Origin of the sequence: Streptomyces sp. NPDC006372 (genome assembly GCF_040612515.1) — a bacterium.
GTDB lineage: Bacteria > Actinomycetota > Actinomycetes > Streptomycetales > Streptomycetaceae > Streptomyces.
This window is the reverse complement of the sequence record NZ_JBEXQJ010000002.1, coordinates 183,463-200,094: the sequence shown is the minus strand read 5'-3', so window position 1 is coordinate 200,094 and position 16,632 is coordinate 183,463. Positions and strand designations below refer to the sequence as shown.

9 protein-coding genes are annotated in these 16,632 nt (G+C 69.9%); 1 reads left to right on the top strand and 8 read right to left on the bottom strand.

From position 1 onward, the window contains the following. Window positions 1–69 precede the first annotated feature (69 nt). Window positions 70–3,795 (bottom strand): BREX-2 system adenine-specific DNA-methyltransferase PglX, encoded by a 3,726-nt coding sequence (gene pglX / locus ABZ016_RS05310; protein ID WP_356915210.1) that lies wholly within the window; start codon window positions 3,793–3,795, stop codon window positions 70–72. 593 nt (window positions 3,796–4,388) lie between these two features. Here pglX and ABZ016_RS05305 point away from each other — a divergent pair. Continuing rightward, window positions 4,389–4,811, top strand: a complete 423-nt coding sequence (locus tag ABZ016_RS05305) for a DUF2690 domain-containing protein (protein ID WP_356915209.1) — start codon at window positions 4,389–4,391, stop codon at window positions 4,809–4,811. Between the two features lie 176 nt (window positions 4,812–4,987). On the opposite strand, the gene ABZ016_RS05300 is transcribed toward ABZ016_RS05305, so the two are convergent. The 7 genes from ABZ016_RS05300 to ABZ016_RS05270 all read right to left on the bottom strand — a co-directional run bounded on the left by ABZ016_RS05300 (window position 4,988) and on the right by ABZ016_RS05270 (window position 16,570). After that, on the bottom strand, window positions 4,988–7,690 hold the full coding sequence (locus tag ABZ016_RS05300; protein WP_356915208.1) for a tetratricopeptide repeat protein: 2,703 nt from the start codon (window positions 7,688–7,690) through the stop codon (window positions 4,988–4,990). A 462-nt stretch (window positions 7,691–8,152) separates the two neighbouring features. Then, a complete protein-coding gene (locus tag ABZ016_RS05295; protein WP_356915514.1) occupies window positions 8,153–8,323 on the bottom strand; it encodes a hypothetical protein in 171 nt (56 codons plus the stop codon). Window positions 8,324–8,560: 237 nt separating this feature from the next. Further along, on the bottom strand, window positions 8,561–8,989 hold the full coding sequence (locus ABZ016_RS05290; RefSeq protein WP_356915207.1) for a hypothetical protein: 429 nt from the start codon (window positions 8,987–8,989) through the stop codon (window positions 8,561–8,563). Next, window positions 8,986–9,558: an RloB family protein gene (locus tag ABZ016_RS05285; protein WP_356915500.1), complete on the bottom strand. Its 573-nt coding sequence runs from the start codon at window positions 9,556–9,558 to the stop codon at window positions 8,986–8,988. The genes ABZ016_RS05290 and ABZ016_RS05285 overlap by 4 nt, the downstream gene beginning before the upstream one ends. 55 nt (window positions 9,559–9,613) lie before the next feature. Further along, on the bottom strand, window positions 9,614–11,092 hold the full coding sequence (locus tag ABZ016_RS05280; RefSeq protein ID WP_356915206.1) for an ATP-binding protein: 1,479 nt from the start codon (window positions 11,090–11,092) through the stop codon (window positions 9,614–9,616). A 7-nt stretch (window positions 11,093–11,099) separates the two neighbouring features. Then, on the bottom strand, window positions 11,100–15,512 hold the full coding sequence (gene pglW / locus ABZ016_RS05275) for a BREX system serine/threonine kinase PglW (protein WP_356915205.1): 4,413 nt from the start codon (window positions 15,510–15,512) through the stop codon (window positions 11,100–11,102). Window positions 15,513–15,862: 350 nt separating this feature from the next. Next, a complete protein-coding gene (locus ABZ016_RS05270) occupies window positions 15,863–16,570 on the bottom strand; it encodes an ester cyclase (RefSeq protein WP_356915204.1) in 708 nt (235 codons plus the stop codon). Window positions 16,571–16,632 lie beyond the last annotated feature (62 nt).

Sequence of the window (16,632 nt, the reverse complement as noted above, 5' to 3'; positions counted from 1 at the left end):
ACGAGGGGCGGTGGGGAACCATTTGCGCTCCCACCGCCCCTCACTCATGCCCGAAGGGGACTGCTCTGCTCACTCGCTCTTCTTCGTCCGTCCCCGCGTCTTCTTCTCGGCACGCCAGTTGACGAGGTCGGACTCGGAGAGCTGGCGTTCCGTACGGCCGGACTCTAGGGCGGCCTGGAACTCCTCGGCGGGGTTGCCCTCCCACTCCTCGTCGTACTCGCCGTACCACTGGTGCACCCAGGGCAGCACTTCGCGCAGACCGGCGAGGAGGGGTACGAAGCGGGGGTCGTCCTTGGTCCAGCCGCCGGTCTCGACGCGGCTGCGGATCAGCCCGACGAGGGCGTCGGCCTGGTCGCGGTGGTTCCAGCCGGCCCAGCCGAGCAGCAGGGAGCCGTCGGCCTCGGGGGAGGCACCGGGGTAGGAGATGAACCGCTCCTTGGGCACGTCGAGCTTGCCGCGGTTCGACCAGTAGGAGTTCTTGAGGAAGTCCGCACTGGTGTATTTCGGCGGCACCTTGATATCGAGCCGCTTCCCGGTCCGGTCCTCCTCCCGCTGCTGCTCCCAGACCTGCTCCCACTGCGCCCGCTTGCGCAGCCCGGAGTCCTTGTAGCGGAGGGCGGCGAGGTAGGGCACGTGCTCGGCCTCGATGACGGCGGCGAGCACGGTGGCGAGGGAGGCGTCCCGCTTACGGAGGTGATCGGCGGCGTACAGAGCGGCAACGTCATGTACGTCCTGGTCGTGCCGCAGCTCGTCGGCAAGCTGGTTGACAGTAAGCGGCCGAGGCACGGTAAACCCGTCCCGCTCCTCGAACCACAACTCCTCCCGCTCGGCAGCATCGAGCAGCCAGTTGCGGACTGCAGCGGCCTCACGCTTCTCCCAGGGCTCGATGGACCAGCGACGCTTGTACTCGGGCCGCTCGATGATCCGGATGTCCTTGTTGGCCTCAATGAGATCGATCCGCGCCTGCACTACCTTCCGGTATGCCTCGGGCCAGCCGGCGGGGACCTCGGTAACGGGGGTGGACCCGTGCCGCTCGAACCAGGCTGTCTCGGTGCCACTCCGTGCGAGCACAATTTCGAACGCACGCTGTCCGAGGGCCAGCTCGGGCACGTCGGCATCAGTCAGGTCAGTGAGGGTGGTTCGCGCGATCTCCTCAGCGGTGAGCAGGCCGTAGGTCCCGTAGACGGTCCAGTCCAGCTCTTCCTGGAGGACGATCATCCGCGCCCGGATCAGCTCCTGGGCTCGGTGGGCCTCGTCGAGCGCTTCACGGGCAGGAACGGCGTCGCGTGTGAGGGTGGAGGGCTCATGCTTGGCCAGCTGCTGTGCGAGCGCGTCCAGCTCTCGACCGAGGGCGAGGGGGAGCTGCTGGGGAAGCGGGAGCTCTTGGAGCTTGGTGCCGGTGAACTCGTACCGCTCCTCCCATTCCTCGTCTTGCAGACCACGGCCGAGGCCGCTGCCACCCTTGCCCTGGCTCACCTGCTTGAGCCAAAAGCATGCGGCGGAGGAGTTCAGTACCCCCAACAACTCCAGATGCCGCTCCTCATTCGCCCCCTCTGGCAACTTGACCACGGGTGAGTGCCTGTTGAATACGTGCGGTCCGTGATCCAGGACGAAGTGGTTGTGCGTAGCTACGCAGGCGAATGAAAGCGTTTGGCCGCCATATCGCCCACTGAAGAACATCGAGTACTCGTACCATGTCAGCCCGCGCTCACCTTGCGTTTTGCCGTAGGCGACGCGCTCTCGCAAAATCACGCGATTCGGCCACAAGAGTCGGTTGACCTCTGGAGTGCTTTTGGGTACTAGCTCCTGGGTCGCGTCGTAGGGCCACAAAGCATGTTCTGCCTGTGTGATCGTCCACTCGCGAGTGGTCTCGCCATCTGCCATAGGAGACGTCAGTTCGCCGGGTACGCCCGCCCGGCGGAGGGCTCCTTCTCCCAGCAAGTAGACATCGTCTGCCCGTGTGACTGCCCCAAATCCGATCGCGTCGGTTACATCCTTAAGCCGTGAGGAGCATGCCGTTTCGATGCGTGTTTGTACGGCTTCGGCGCCGCCGCCTGTTACCGACCAAGGATGATCCCTAAAACGCGCTTGGCTGGTGTCTTCGACTGAAGTCCACGCCGACTCACTCCCGGGAACTCCCACCTGAGTAACGATGGACCGCCACACTAGCCCATTCTCCGGATGTTCCGGCTGGCTCGGCTCTCCTCGCACGCCCAGGACTGCCCGCACTGATTCGTTCTGGCGAGCTAGATGATTCCGTCCCGCCAGAATCACCGTAGGCGTCCCATGCCCCGGAATGTAAGCCCCGGACGTATCAATAACGTGCGTCAGCTGAACCCTCGGAAAGAACTCCTCAATCAGCTTCTTCCCAAACTCTCGCTTCATAAAAGAATTAGCGGTGATCTGCCCAGTGAACCCCCCATCCCGATGCTCACCCCCCGCCCGCACCGCCAACTCAAAGATCCGCTGAGCAAACGGCACCGACAACGCATACTGCCGATAGCAGGCGTCATATGCGGCCTTGTAATTCTTGTTCTCGTTCGCGTCCTTCACGGTGATGTACGGCGGATTCCCCACCACCACGTGGTACGACCCCCGCCCGAGCAGATCCACCTCCCGGGCGAACCCCTCCACATCCTCCGTCCGGTAAAAGAACGGCTCGTTCTCCGCGAACAGCGTGTCCAGCGCCTCGGTGACCGTCTCCGCACCCCGCCCATGCAGCAACGAGTCCGCCACAGCCACCCGGACAGGAAACTCAGGAGCGGCACTCAACTCCCGCACCCCACAGGCCTTCAGCGCAGCCACCAGCAACCGGAACCGCGCGATCGCCACAGCGAACGGGTTCTTGTCGGCCCCGTGGACGGACTCCAACGCCCGCCGCACCAGCACCCACGCCTCCGTGCCCGGCTCGGCCTCCCGCCACTTCCCGAGCAGCCGCTCGAACATCCCCAGCAGGAAGTGCCCGGACCCGCACGCCGGGTCGATGCACCGCAGCCCCCGCACGACCTCCTCCCCACCGGGACCGTCAGGAAAGACCTCCCCGTCCCACCCACCGGGCCGGTGCTTCCACGCCGGCGTGAGGCCGAATTCCTCCACCGCCGGTTCCAGCGTCAGGTCGAGGATGAACTCCTCCACGAACTCCGGCGTCTGGAGCAGCGCGTACGTCTTGCGCGCGTGCTCCGACAGGTCCTGGTACAGATCACCGAGGAAACGGGTGTTCAGCTCGGGGTCGGTGAAGTCGTGCACGACCTCGCCGTCCGCGCCGCGCTGCCGCCAGAACGCGAGCAGCGCCGTGGCGGCCTCGTACGACGGAAGCACCTCGAACAACGGGTTGTGCGCCGGATCGAACAGCCCCGCCACCGTCCGGTGCGACTTGGCCAGCGCCTCGAAGGACGCCAGCAGCCAGTCCCGGTCGTTCAGCGACGGGTTCCGCCGGAAGAAGTCGTCGTGCTGGTCCTGCGCCTCCGCCAGCCGGTCACCGGGGCCGGACAGCCACGCGTCCGGGATCAGCCCGTTGTCCTCGCTGAACCGCACGAACACACACGCCAGCACCCACGCCGCGGCGATCTGCACGACCCGCTCGTCCCGCCACGTCTCGTACATGGCCGCCGTACGCTCCGCCGCGACGGCCTTCTCGTACTCCCCGCGCAGCGCGTCCCGGAACTCGGGCTCGCTGTCGGTCCGTGCCCGGAGATCGTCTTCCAGCACACGCGCCTGCGCCTGGAGATCCTTCAGCAGCCGTACCCGGTCCAGCGAGGCCCCCGCCCCCTGCTGCTCCTCAGCCGTCACGGTCACAGCCGCACCTCACATCCCGCTAGCCGGCCCCGCGGTCACCGCGGATGCCCTCATTTCCCGGCGAACCCCCCAAGGTCCGCCGTCCCATCCTGCCAGCCCGGCCGCGCCGGTCTCAGGCAGATCGGTGCACAGTGAACTATTCACAGGGCGTGACGGGGCACCGGGCCCGGGGCCGTCGGGCCCTGACGGCGACGGGGACGGACATCCGAGCCCCGACCGTTGAGGAACGGCTGTGGGACCGTCCGTCGCAGAACGACGGAACACCCGGCCCCGAGTCGGTCCCGGGTCGGCGGAGCCACCACGAGGACCGTGGGCCTCGCGGCCTCCCGAGCCCTGGGCCGACTCGCCGCAGACGGCCTCGTGGGTCGGACGCCTGGTCGCCCTCGTCAACCTCGCGTGACCACCGTTGCCCCGAAAGGGGGCAGCGGACTCCGGCGCCGCAGGAACGATGCATCCGCGCGCCCGCAGTGCGGACGGCCGCCGCGGCGTCACCCACCGGCTGTGGCGTGCGCGCCGGGCAGGGGTGTCGATATGTACCTTCTGGCCGACACCGTCACTGAACACGGGAGTCGGCGACTCCCGGGGAGGACACCATGCTCAAGAAGACGCTGGGCATCGTCACGGCGGCCGTGGCCCTGACCGCGCTGCTGCCCATGGGGACGGCGCAGGCCGCCACCTGCAAAGGCTCCGGCTGCACGGGCAAGAACCCGCAGGCGACGCGCTGCGGCGCCGACGCCTACACGCTCAAGGGCAGCAGGATCCGGCCGGCCGGCGGCGGCCCGGCGGTCGAGCTGCGAGTCTCACCGTCCTGCAGCGCGGCCTGGGCCCGTATCGAGAAGGCCAACAGCAACTGGCGCTTCAAGCTCGAGATCAAGAACCGTTCTCCGTACGTGGAGCACGCCTCGCCCGACTACCCGGCGTACACCGCCATGGTGTGGAACAGCCACGCCTACCGGGCCTGTGTCGAGCAGTACGACGGCGCCGGCGGTTCCTGGACCTGCACGAAGTGGTTCTGACGGCGGGGCCGGCCACGGACGGCGCCGAAGCCCCCCGCACCGGGCGGACCCGACGCCCCGGGGCACGGCTCCCGGCCCGCCATGACGTGCTGCGCGGGCCGGACCGGCCGGCCCCGGGAACGTCCGAGGGCACCGCGGACGTGCGGCGCCCGGCCGGACAGCGGAAGGCCGTCAGTTCAGTCCTCGTCCGGGACGGCCTCGGCGCCGTTCCGCCCGTGCATCCCCGTGAAGAACGGGTTGGCCGCGGCGGTGCCGGTCTCCAGGGCGGCGGCCTCGTCGGACCGGCCCTCCGCCCGCAGGGCACGGACGACGTCGTGGACCACCGCCGCCTCGTTCCACGCGTAGTCCCCCGACCGGTAGACATCGAGGGCGGCGTCGAAGTCGGCGTGCGCCTCCGCGTAGTGGCCGAGGTCGCGGTGGGCGACCCCGCGCAGATGACGGGCCATGGCGTTGGCGTAGGCGTCACCGGCGCGTTCGGTCATCTCGACGGCATGGGTGAGCGGTCCGAGGGCCTCCGCGGGCCTGCCTGCCTTCAGACGCAGCCAGCCGACGTCCCGCTGGGTGTGGGCGACCCACATCTCGTCGCCGACCTGCCGGAAGATCCCGATCGCCGTCTGGGCCGTCTCGCCGGCCGCGTCCAGGTCGCCCAGGCCCGCCAGGACGCGGATCCTGGCGTTGGCGACCCGCCCCACCCAGTGCCGTTCGCCCATCGGCCCGAAGATCTCCTCCGCCCGCCGGTAGCAGTCGAGCGCTTCGTCGCGGCGGCCGAGGAGACGGAAGATCTTTCCGAGGGCGTAGCGGGAGGCGCCCTCCCATCTGCGGTCGTTCAGCACACGGAAGTCGTGGATCGCCGCCTCCAGCAGCGGTGCCGCCTCCTCCGGCCGGCGCAGGTAGCCGAGGGTTTCCGCGAGCGTCCGCCGCAGCCGGGCACACGCCCGAAGGTCACCGGCCTGCTCGGCCAGCCGCAGCGCCTCCCGCTGGCTCCGCTCCGCGAGTTCCGGCTTCCCCCGCCACCTCTGGAACTCGCCCAGCCTCTCGAGGGAGTTCAGGACGTGCCAGGAGTCACCGGCCGTCCGTAACCGGTCCACCGCCGCGGTCATGTGCCGCAGCGCGTCCCGGAAGTCGTGCTTCGCCGCGTGAGCGGCGGCGACGACCATCTCGTCCCTGGCCCGGTCCACCGCGTCCGGCGTCTCCCCGTCCTCCGTGCCGCCGGGCACCAGCAGCGCCAGTGCCGTGTCCGGCGAGCCCTCGGCCAGCGCCATCGTCGCGCGGGCCCGCCGCAGACTGCGCCGCACCCGCGGCCTGGTCCCGGACGGCGCGCTGAACAGCCAGTCCGCGGCACCGGACGGCAGGGTGACGTCGTTGAGGAAGTACGACAGCGCCTCGCCGATCTCGGCCGCCTCCACGTCCATGCCGAGACTCCGGCCCCGGCCGATGGCCCACTCCAGCCGCTTCTGCTCGCCCGCAACCCAGGCGGCGGCCGACGAGCGGTCCAGGCCGTCGACCTGCTCCGCGGACACCTCCGTCGCGAGCTCCGGGGCACGCTGTGCGGCGAGGTGGACGACGGCGTCCCGGAACGCCCGCACCAGGCGGGCCTCCAGGTGCTGTCGGTCGTCCGGCGGCAGCCGGTCGTACTGCTCGGCCGCGTAGACCCGGATCAGGTCGTGGACGCGGTAGCCGGGGTCCGCTTCCCCGTCGCTCTGGGCCTCCATCAGACTGACCTCGACCAGCTCGTCGCAGGCCGCGACCGCCGCTCCCCGGGTCTCCAGGACGGACGCGAAGTGCCAGTCGGTGAGCCGCCCTGCCGGTAACGAGGCGATCAGACCGAAGGCCGCCCGCGTGGGCTCCGCCAGCTCCCGGTGGCTGAAGCCCAGACAGGCCTCCAGGCTGCTGTCGGCACGGGAGAGCTCCCGCAGGCGCTCCCGCTCGTCCTCGAGGCGGTCCTGCATCTGGGCCAGACTCAGGTCCGGCCGGTTCCTGAGCTTCGAGCCGACGATGTGCAGGGCCAGGGGGAGCCGGCCGCAGAACCGCGTGATCCGGAGGGCGGCGGCGAGATCGGCGGCGATGCGGTCCTCGCCGGCCCAGTGCGCGAGGACACTCAGCGCGTCGTCCTCGTTCGGGAGGGACACGTGCACGGGGGGACGGGCCACGTCCCCGACGGACAGCGCCCTGCGGCTCGTGATCAGCACCGCGCACCCCGCACCCACCGGCAGCAGGGGACGCACCTGTTCGGCGCTGTGCGCGTTGTCGAGCATGATCAACAGTCGGAGGTCGTTGGTCAGCGACCGCAGGCGCGCGGCCCGGTCCGCGACGCGGGCGGGGATGTCCTCGCGCGCGACATCGAGCCTCAGCAGGAGCTCCTTCAGGGCGTCCGCGCTCGTCATGGGCTCGTCGCCGTCACCCCGCAGCGCGAGGTGCAACTGGCCGTCGGGGTATTCGTCCTTCACCCGGTGCGCCGCGTTGAGGGCGAGCGTCGTCTTTCCCGTGCCGGGCGCCCCGTGGACGGCGATGATCTTCGACTGGCTGTGCGAGAGGTCGACGGGCAGGGCCCCGCCCGTCGGCGCCGGAACGTCCCGGAGCGTGGCGAGCAGGCCGTCGAGCAGCGTCCGGCGGCCCACCCAGGGCGCGGTGGACGGCAGTTCGTGCCGCACCACACCGCGTGCGACCGGCTGTGCGACCGCCTCGGGCCGGGTGCGCGCCGCGTGGTACCAGGCGAGGCCGCCGATCAGCACCGCCGTTCCACCTCCCACGGCGACGGCGGTCGACCCGTCGAAGAGGTCGAAGATGATGTCACCGGTCGCGCTCAGCGCGGCCACGGTGCCGCAGAGGGCGCCGGTGGCCCAGTACGACGAGCGACGTGAACTGACCTGATCCGCCATGGATTTCCCCCGAGAAGCCAACGTGGCGCGAGCCGATGATGCCACGATCACGAGTCCCTGCACAGCGGTGCCCGACGTGTGCGTCGTCGGCGGGCCGCCGCTCAGGGCAAGGCCGAGCGGCCGTCGAATCCGACCGTGCCCACGCGCCACGAGGCGGCAACCAGCAACTGGCGCGATGTTCCTGTCGGCGTTCGCCGCGTTGCACGATCCCGCCTCCCGCATCCACTACGACCGATACCGGGCCCGCGGGAAGACTGACAGGGCGGTAAGAAGGGAACGGCGAACCTCGGCTTCCGCTTCAACTACTCCCTGTTCGACGGAATCAGCAAGTCCGTCGCGGCGGAGGACGGGCCCACCGTCGATGACCCCAACGCCTCGGCCGAGAAGACGCGGTCGTGTACCTCGCAGATCCGGTGAAACCAGTCGGCGGCCGACTCCTTTCCGCAGCACTCGACCACGACCTCACCCGGCTCGGCCACCGCCGCCGTCTCCCTCCCCGATCTCCGAGGCCGTGGCATCCTCCGCCCGCCTCCGCAGCACATCGGCCAGCCCGTCGCCGAGTTCCTCGTACAGAGCCGCGGCCTGCGTCCAGAAACGCCGCGCGGCATCCGGCTCGCCGCGCGCCGCGGTCACCCAGCTCGCCGAGACTGTCGGCGAGAGGGAGCGCACCCCAGGCCAACTTCGTCGTCTCCGGTGAGCGGTTGTACACAGTCGACGGCAAGGAACTGGGGCCGGTCGAAACGACCGAAGCTTCGTCGCGTCAATCCCTGTCCGAGGCCAAGGAGCAATGGCTGGACTTCAAGGAACCCGTCGACTGATGTCGCCCCGCCCCACTGCCGGCGTCATGTCCTCTCCACCCCTGATCTCTGCCTAGGCCAGGATGCGAGCCGGGAAGGATCCGCGGGAGATCCGTGGCAACTGTCCCTTCGGTCCGGAGACCCTGAGCTGCCTGCCCTGGTGAGCCGCGACCTTGACGGTCGAGGAGGCGGAGGTGGTGAGGGGAATGAGATGTGACAACTCGTCCCGCGTGATTCCCGTGACCACTTCGTTGCCGCACACCAGGATGGCGAAGACCAGGAGTGCCGGTTCGGAGTCGATCCTCCTCTTGTCCTCGCCGGAGAAGGTGAAGAAGTAATCCCCCGGCCCCTCGCCGGCGTTGTACTTGATGAACAGGTGGCGGTCGTGGTTCACCACGTAGTGCCCGTACTTCACACTGGCGCGGTTGAGCGCGGTGAACTTCTCCGAGTCGGCGATCGCCACCAGCGCGGCGCCGTGCATGAAGTCCTTGTAATCAATCACTGTCGTCCCCTGCGCTCAGCTGTGAATCGGCGACCGGTCAAACCCGCGGGCGCGTGGGGCACGATCTGCTGAACCAGCCGCCACATTGCGCTCGACGGATTCACCTTGGCCTCCTCGCCTTTCTTGGCGAGTTTCCGGGCCCGCTCGACCGCTGCCGGCCACCCCGAGCGGTACCGGCCGAAGTCGAACTCGCGCGCCGCCTTGCTGTAGTCGGGGTGGTGGCCGGAGAGGTGCCTCTTGGCCTGCGCGTAGCCGGTGACCGCGGCGCGTTGGTCGCGGAAATGGAGCAGCAGCCACAACTCGAAGCACGGGTTGGACAGGGCGACCTCGATGTCCTTGTCCGCGGCCAGCCTCAGCGCCTCGTCCAGGTGCGCGAACTCGTCGACGTCCAGTACGCACCAGGCCTGGTGGTAATGGTCGCCAGCCTTGTCGCGTTCGGCAACGGTGTGGCGGACCACCGACACGGGATCCTGCGCGCAGACTTTGATCTTCACGGCGACGGCGCGGTTGTCCACGGAAGCTAGCAAGCCTTTTAAATAGGCCGGCTCCGTGTTCATCGCCCCGCACACCACCAGGATCGGCGGCAGTGGATCCCGGTGGGCGGGCCTGCGGCACAGCGTGGACTCACGCCTCGGTGTCTTCCTGCCATCCGGTTTCGGCTGCCTCGCCACCCGCTCCCCCTCGCCCGGCAATCGCCAACGCGAAGGTATCGTCGATCACCGGTACTGCGCCATAACTTCCGCTCAAGTACCGCCGTTCTCTGTTCTCGTCCTGCCGTGGCCGGAAGTCGGACAGCGGATAGAGCGAGGTCTCGCCGAACTCGTTCTTCGACGCGAACCAGATCTGGTCCCGCTTGAGAATGTCCTCACCGGCCTTGCGGCCGAGCAGGCTCACGTCATGACTAGTGAAGAGGAGTTGCGCGCCGTGCGGATTGCGCTCCGGATCCTGGAAGAGGCCGACGAGGAAAGCGCTCAGACGAGGATGGAGGCTGCTGTCCAGTTCGTCGACGACGAGCGTGCCGCCCCTGCTGGTCACCTGCTCCAGTGCGAGTGCGTACTCCACGGTCGCCTTCGTTCCCAACGATTCTGCGCTTAGGGGAAGTTCGAACGAGCCGTTTCTGCCCGTGTGCCTCAACCAGAGCTCGTGCCGCACGTGGCGTACCGATCGCGGCGTGTCGATCACCGCTTCCGCCGCTTCCGCCGCTTTCGCGTCCACGGCGGGCTGCCCCTTGAACTGGGACCGACGGTCCTCGAAGGGGTCCTCCTCCACGGTCTCCACCCGGAAGTCCTCGATGCCGAGGTCCGCAGCCCGCAGCAGGTCCCTCAGGTGAGCCGGCTCGCCGACCCTGCTCAGCCGCGAGGCCAGGTTCCGCATCAGGAAATGTGGGTGGCCGAAACGACGCTCCGACGTCGGACCGCGGAACACCAGTTCCTCACGGAACCAGCGGTACACCCGCGCGAGCGATGTCACAGACGCCCTTGACCTGGCCGCCATGGAGAGGAAGAGGGCGTTCGGCGCGGTTACCTCGGCCACTGTGGTCAAGGCCTTGGCCTCACGCTCCGAGCTGCCGACGCGGAAGTCCTCGCCGTCCCGCTCGAACACCACCCTCTTGCGGCCCGTGGGATAGGCGTAGAGCCACTCACTGAGGACGCTTTCGTCGTCGACCTCGAAGCCGTAGCTGTAGCGCACTCCGCGCAGCAGGAGGTCGGCGACGTACCAGGAGGCCTCCGAGGGGGCCACCGTGTCCAGTAAGAAGGGCTGCCTGCGCATCCCCTCACCGTCCTCCGCCAGGAGCGGAGAGCGGATCACCATGGTCGCCATGTAGCGCAGCGCGTCCACGACGTTCGACTTGCCGGCCGCGTTCGACCCGAAGATCCCTGCCACGGGCACTGCCTGCCAGGATGTACCCGTGGGCCGGTCCCCGTCGTACACAGGGTGCAGCTGCCACTCCAGCTCGTCCCTGATCGACCGGTGATTGGCCACCCGGAAGTTGAGAAGCACCTCGTACCTCCTTCCAGAACCTAGTTTCACCGGACTTCGTGCAAGTGAATCGTCGGTAATGAGACTTGGCAAGCCGAACTCGGTAATCAGGTGGGTGAACAAAGCGTTCTCAGAGTGCTCTCAACCCTTTGAGGAACAACCCGTCCAGCACCTCCCACTCGGTGGCCCGGTCCACCACCTCCACCGTCCGCCCGTCCAGCGTGGGCGTGGCGCGCGGGTCCTCCGCCGGCAGCAGCAGCCACAGGCCGTGCGGCATGTCCGCCGGGCGGCGGGCCGCCTGCTGGAGGCCGGCCAGCAGCTCACGGCCGCCGGCGTCCCAGTAGCGGGCGATCAGACCGGCCTCGTGCAGCAGGACCACGGTGCGCGGGCCCGTTTCCTCGGCGAGGTCCACGACCCGCTGCCTCACCCGCTCCGCCGCCAGCCGCGTGTACGAGGCGAGCGCCGCGCCCAGCGTGCCCGTCGCCGAGAACTTCGCGTCCGCCTTCAGCAGCGCCTGCCAGCGCACTGACTGCTCCTCGGCCAGCTTCCGCAGGGCTTCCAGGAACACTGCGCTCAGCGACACGGCCGCCGTGTCGTACCGGGCGGCCAGCGCGTCGGCGACGCCCGGCAGGTCGGGGCCCTTGAGGGTGAGCGCGAGGAAGCCGCCGAGGCGCCGGGACTCCGCAAGCCGTGCGGACAGCACCTCCCGCGGGTCGCGGCCCTCGGCGATGCGGCCCTGTGCCGCCGCGTACAGGGAGCCGGTGCTGGTCAGTACGGAGGACGACAGGGGCAGTCGGCTGCCGCCGGCCTCCTCGGCCTTCGGGAAGAAGCGCCGCCGCCCGGTGTCCCAGTCCAGAGGGAAACCCGCCTCGGTCAATGCCTCGGTCAGCTCGACGTACGTCGTCTCGTCCAGCACGGCCAGACCGGGGAATCGCGCCCGTACCCGCGACAGCAGGTCCTCGAGCGGGATACCGCTCTCCGGCCGAACCCCCGCCGCGGCCTGTGAGATGCGCAGAGCACGGGAGAGTCCCAGATCCAGCGGGAACAGCTCCAGACGCGGCGAGAACGCCACCCCGCCCGCCATCGACGCGGCCAGTTCCACCAGCCGGGTGTCGGCGAGCGGTGCCATGCCGTCGGGAGCCGCGACGGCACGCAGCTCACGCAGCACCGTGGTCCGGCCGGGCAGCGGTTCCCGGCGGGCCAGGCCGGCGGCCGTTTCACCCAACGCCGCGGCGTAGTCGGCCAGTTCGGCGGGGGTCGGATCGTCGGAGCCCGGCTGGTCCTCCAGCGCGAGGACGACCCGGCCGCCGCGCCGCTGCACGGCCAGCCGCGCGGGTGCCTCGGCCGATCCACCGGAGCCGGCCCCGGCCGGGGCGTCGTCCCGCTTGCGGATCTCCGCCTCGACCGCCGCGCGCACCACGGCCAGCGCCCTGGCCAGGGACACGGCGGGAGCGCCGGCCTCCGCGCCGTGCCGCGCCCGCAGCTCGGCCGCCAGCTCCTCCGCCGTGGACACCCGGTCCCGCTCGGTGAGGATGGCCACCACCTCGTCGCGCACCCTGCCGAGCCACGGCATTCCCGCCCACTGCTCGACCGCCACCTGCTGGTTCTGCGAAACCGTCGGCTGGCTGATGCCCAGCGCCTTCGCGATCAGGCTCTGCGCCGGCCACGGCTCCAGCGCCTCATCCTCCTCCAGCACACCGGGCAGCTGAAGCGTGGCCCGTACCACGTCCGAGCGCGGCCGGGTCCGGCGCTTGCCCTCCGGCGGCGTGAGCCGGGCGGCCAGGGTGTCGACCGACTCAAGAGCCTCCTCGGGCGCATCCGGCTCCAGAGTGACCGGCCGCGTCGGCGCGGGACGGCGGCGCAGCGCCTGTGTCCACTGACGGTGGCGGCGGTTCAGCTCCTTGCGGATCGCGTTGCCCGCGCCCCGGGCCCGGGAGATGAGGTGCGGGGGAATGTCGAGGAGCTGCTCGACCGTGTGCGCCTTCAACCCCTCGGCGACCGACACGGCACGCGGCGACAGACCGGCCGCCGCCAGCGGTGTCTTCAGCGTCGCGGCCTCCGCGGCCTGCTCGCGAACGTCCTCCAGATCCTCGGCGCTCAGCCCGACGGTGGCCGGCGTGGTCGCCGGATGGGCGGCGTCGGCGGCCCGGAAGACCTGCCGCCACGCCTCCTGCAACTGCCGCAACGAGTCGAAACGCTGCTCCACGTCCCGGTGCAGGGCCCGCTCGAAGAAGCCCTTCAGACCCTCGCTGAGCGCCTGCGGGAACAGCTCAGCGGCGACGTGCGGGGCGGCATCGGCGGCCATACGGGGATCGCTCTGGCCGTCGCCCCACACCGGGCGCTCGCCCGACGCCATCTCGTGCAGTGTGACGGCTGCGGCGTACCACTCGGCGTGGTCGTCGTACCGGGAGCGGCCGGCCCCACCGAGGAACGGGTCGAGGTAGCCGCGGGTACCGGCGTGCACGTCCTGGTCCGGGGCGTCGGCCAGGGAGAAGTCGAACAGCATCAACTGCCAGGAGCCGTCACTGCGCTTGAACAGACCCAGGTTGTCCGGCTTGACGTCCCGGTGCCGCACCCCGCGCGCCGCCAGCGCGTCCAGCGCCTGGAACAGGTCGTTGCCGAACCGCTCCAGCTGGTCGTACCCCAGAGGGCCCTGGTCGCGGAGCCGCGCGCCCAGGCTCACCGGCTCCCGGTCGTCCGCGCCGCGGTAGCCGCCCGCGTACTCGATCTCGAGGACCGTGTGCCCCGCCAGCTCCCTCGGCTCGGCGAGCAGCTTGACGATCCGGCCGCCGCCGACCTCCTTGAGCGCCTTGGCCTCCGCGTACAGGCGGGCGTCCTTCTCCCGGTCGAGGGCGACCTTGAAGACGCGGACTTCCTGCTCCTCGACCTCCGGCAGCGGCCGGCGCACCAGGAGGGCACGGGCGGTGGCGCCCGTACCGAGGACCCGGACCACCGTCCAGCCGTCGCCCAGCGGCTGCTCGGGCTGCACGGTCAGCGGATCGGCCGACGGCCCCGCGGACGGTTGCGGCGCCGCCGCGTCGGCCTCCGCGGCGGCCAGCAGCTCCAGGAACTCGTCGACAGAGGCGAGCCGGTCCCGTACGTCCGCCGTCGTGGCACGGAAGACGAGCGTGTCCAGGGCGGACGAGACCGAGTCGGTGACCGCGTAGGGATGCAGCCCTCCGTCGCTCTGCAACCGCTCCAGCAGCGCACTGCGCCGGTCCGCGGGCGGCCGGCCCGTGAGCAGCAGATAGGTGAGGGACCCCAGCCCGAACACGTCGAGATCGCCGGGGTCGGCGAACTCCTGGTCCGTCTCGGGCGCGAGATACACCTGTGCCGTGTCGGCGATCAGACCGGCGTCGAGCGGGGTGTCGCCCAGTGAGCGGTGCAGCGTCGTCTCGAAGTCGCGGGCGGCGGTCTGCCAGTCGGCGATGCGCAGCACCGGTTCGCTGCCGTCCTCCCGGGCAGACACATAGACAGAACGGGCGGCCAGCGCCCGGTGGTACAGGGAGCGGTGGTGCGCGTAGCGCACTGCTTCGGCGAGCTGGCGCACCAGGTCGAGCCGCACCGCCGGGGTGAGCCGGCCGCCGTACGCGTCGAGATAGGCGTCGAGCCGCAGATCGGACTCGCGGTGCCGGAAGAGGATCGCCGGACCGCCCTGGTGCTCACGGATCTGCGCCGCCTGCACGATGCCGCGGTGGTTGATCCCCTGGAGCACCTGGTACTCACGGCGGGCCGCACGGTCCACCTTCGCCCGCTGCTCCGCCGAGGCGGCCTGCCCGGCCAGGTATATACGGACCCGTCCGCTCTCCTGCACCAGCCCGTCGTCCCGCACCGCCAGCCGGTCCTCCCAGCCGGGGCCGGCGTCCAGCGCGCGCGGCTGGAGCTTCCAGTCGTCGCCGAACCGCAGGTGGGCGGTGGAGTGGCTGATGCCGATGCGCCGCATCAGCTGTTCGAGACGCTGGCCGATCACCGGCGTGATGCGCCAGCTCTCTCGCTCCGGGGGGCGGCCGAGCAGGTCGTCCCAGACCTTCGGCAGTCCGCTCGCCCCGTCGTTGCGACCGTAGACGGAAGTGCGCTGGAACTCGTCGAGGCCGCTTACCAGACCCGGGTCGTGCAGGAAGACGGCGGGCTTGATGAAGGGGACCTGCCGAGGATCCATCCCCAGCGTGCGGGCCGCCCGCTCCAGCTGCCCCTTCAACTCCTTGGCCTTGAGGTCGGTCAGATGCAGAGGGTTGCGCAGCGTCCGCACCCGGTCGTCGCCGTGGAACTGCCAGGTGTCGCCGTGGTTCACGACGCGGCCCGGATGTCCCTTGAGTTCGAGAAGGTAGACCCCACCGGGAACCGCGATCAGTACATCGCATTCGTTGATGCGCCCGGACGCCCCGGTGAACTGGAACGTGGCCCACGCCCGATAAGGCTCGGTCCCCGGCATCAGTCCACGGAGGTGGTCCAGTCCCTCCTGCTCCCAGCGGAAACCCGATCGTCGCGGCTGAAACCAGCGTTCACGTGGTGTGGGAGCAGCCGGTTTCGGAGCAGCGGGCACCGAGCACCTCCGGGAGACGGTGGCGGGAGGCCCCGTACGCGCCGCGCGTGGTGATCCTCCCCTGAAGACAGGTCCAAAATCCTAGTCGTCCCCACTGACACCGACGCCCGGACGTCTCGGCTGCGGCGGCTCCGTGAGCCCTGGCCGTCATGCTGCCGACGCCGGGCCACGTGGCGCACTCAGCGCATCGCGCTCACGGTCACCGTTTCCGGCTGCCCGTCCCTCCCCCTGAACATCGTGCGGTGTCGACAACAGCGGTCGCCAGACCGGGGTGTGGACGCCGCACAACCTCGTGTGCGCGCCGTCGCCGCACGGGTCTGCTGCCCTGAAGCCTGAAGAGCACCCCGAGGTCAGAGCTCCGTGGGCTCCAGCGCCCCCAGCTGCTGCATCAGCCCCAGCCGGTCGTACTCCCACCAGCCCTCGGCGATCTTCCCGTCCGGGGCGCACCGGTGGACGGTCGTCCCCGTCATGGTGACGTCCTTCCCGGTCGGCGGGATCCCGAGGAAGTCGCCCTTGTGGTGCCCCTTCCAGGACCACCGGGTGCACACCCGGTCACCCTGGGCGATCTGCTCCTCGATCGTGAACGAGAAGTCGAAGCCGCCCCGCCACACCTCCACCTCGCGGCGCAGCGCGTCCAGCCCGATGACGTCCTGCGGGTTGGCGGGGTCGTGGTCGTGGTAGTCCTCGATGAAGACGTCGTTGAACGGGGGCGCGTCGCCCTGGCCGGGCGCGAGCTCGAAGAACCTGCGCGCGGTGGCCGCGTACAACTGCTCGTCGCGCACCACGTCCAGATCCGTGAAGGTGGGCTCCTCGTCGCAGAGCGCCACCATCTCCCGGAAGATCCGGTCCGTCTCCGGAAGCCCGGAGTTGCGCATCGCCTCCTCGTACGACGGGAACTCCACGATCTCGACGACATGCGACGCGTCGGCCCGGTCCTTCGCCACCACACTGTGCGTCGCGGTCCGCTTGCCCTTGGTCTGCTCGACCCACCGGTCCATCAGCCGGTTCATCTCGTCGAGCCGACTGGTCCTGCATTCGATGAGCTGTACGAAGGTCATGACCTCGCCTCCGGCCCCCCTGGGTCCGGCTGAACAGCTTCATTGTCCCAACAGGAGCCGCC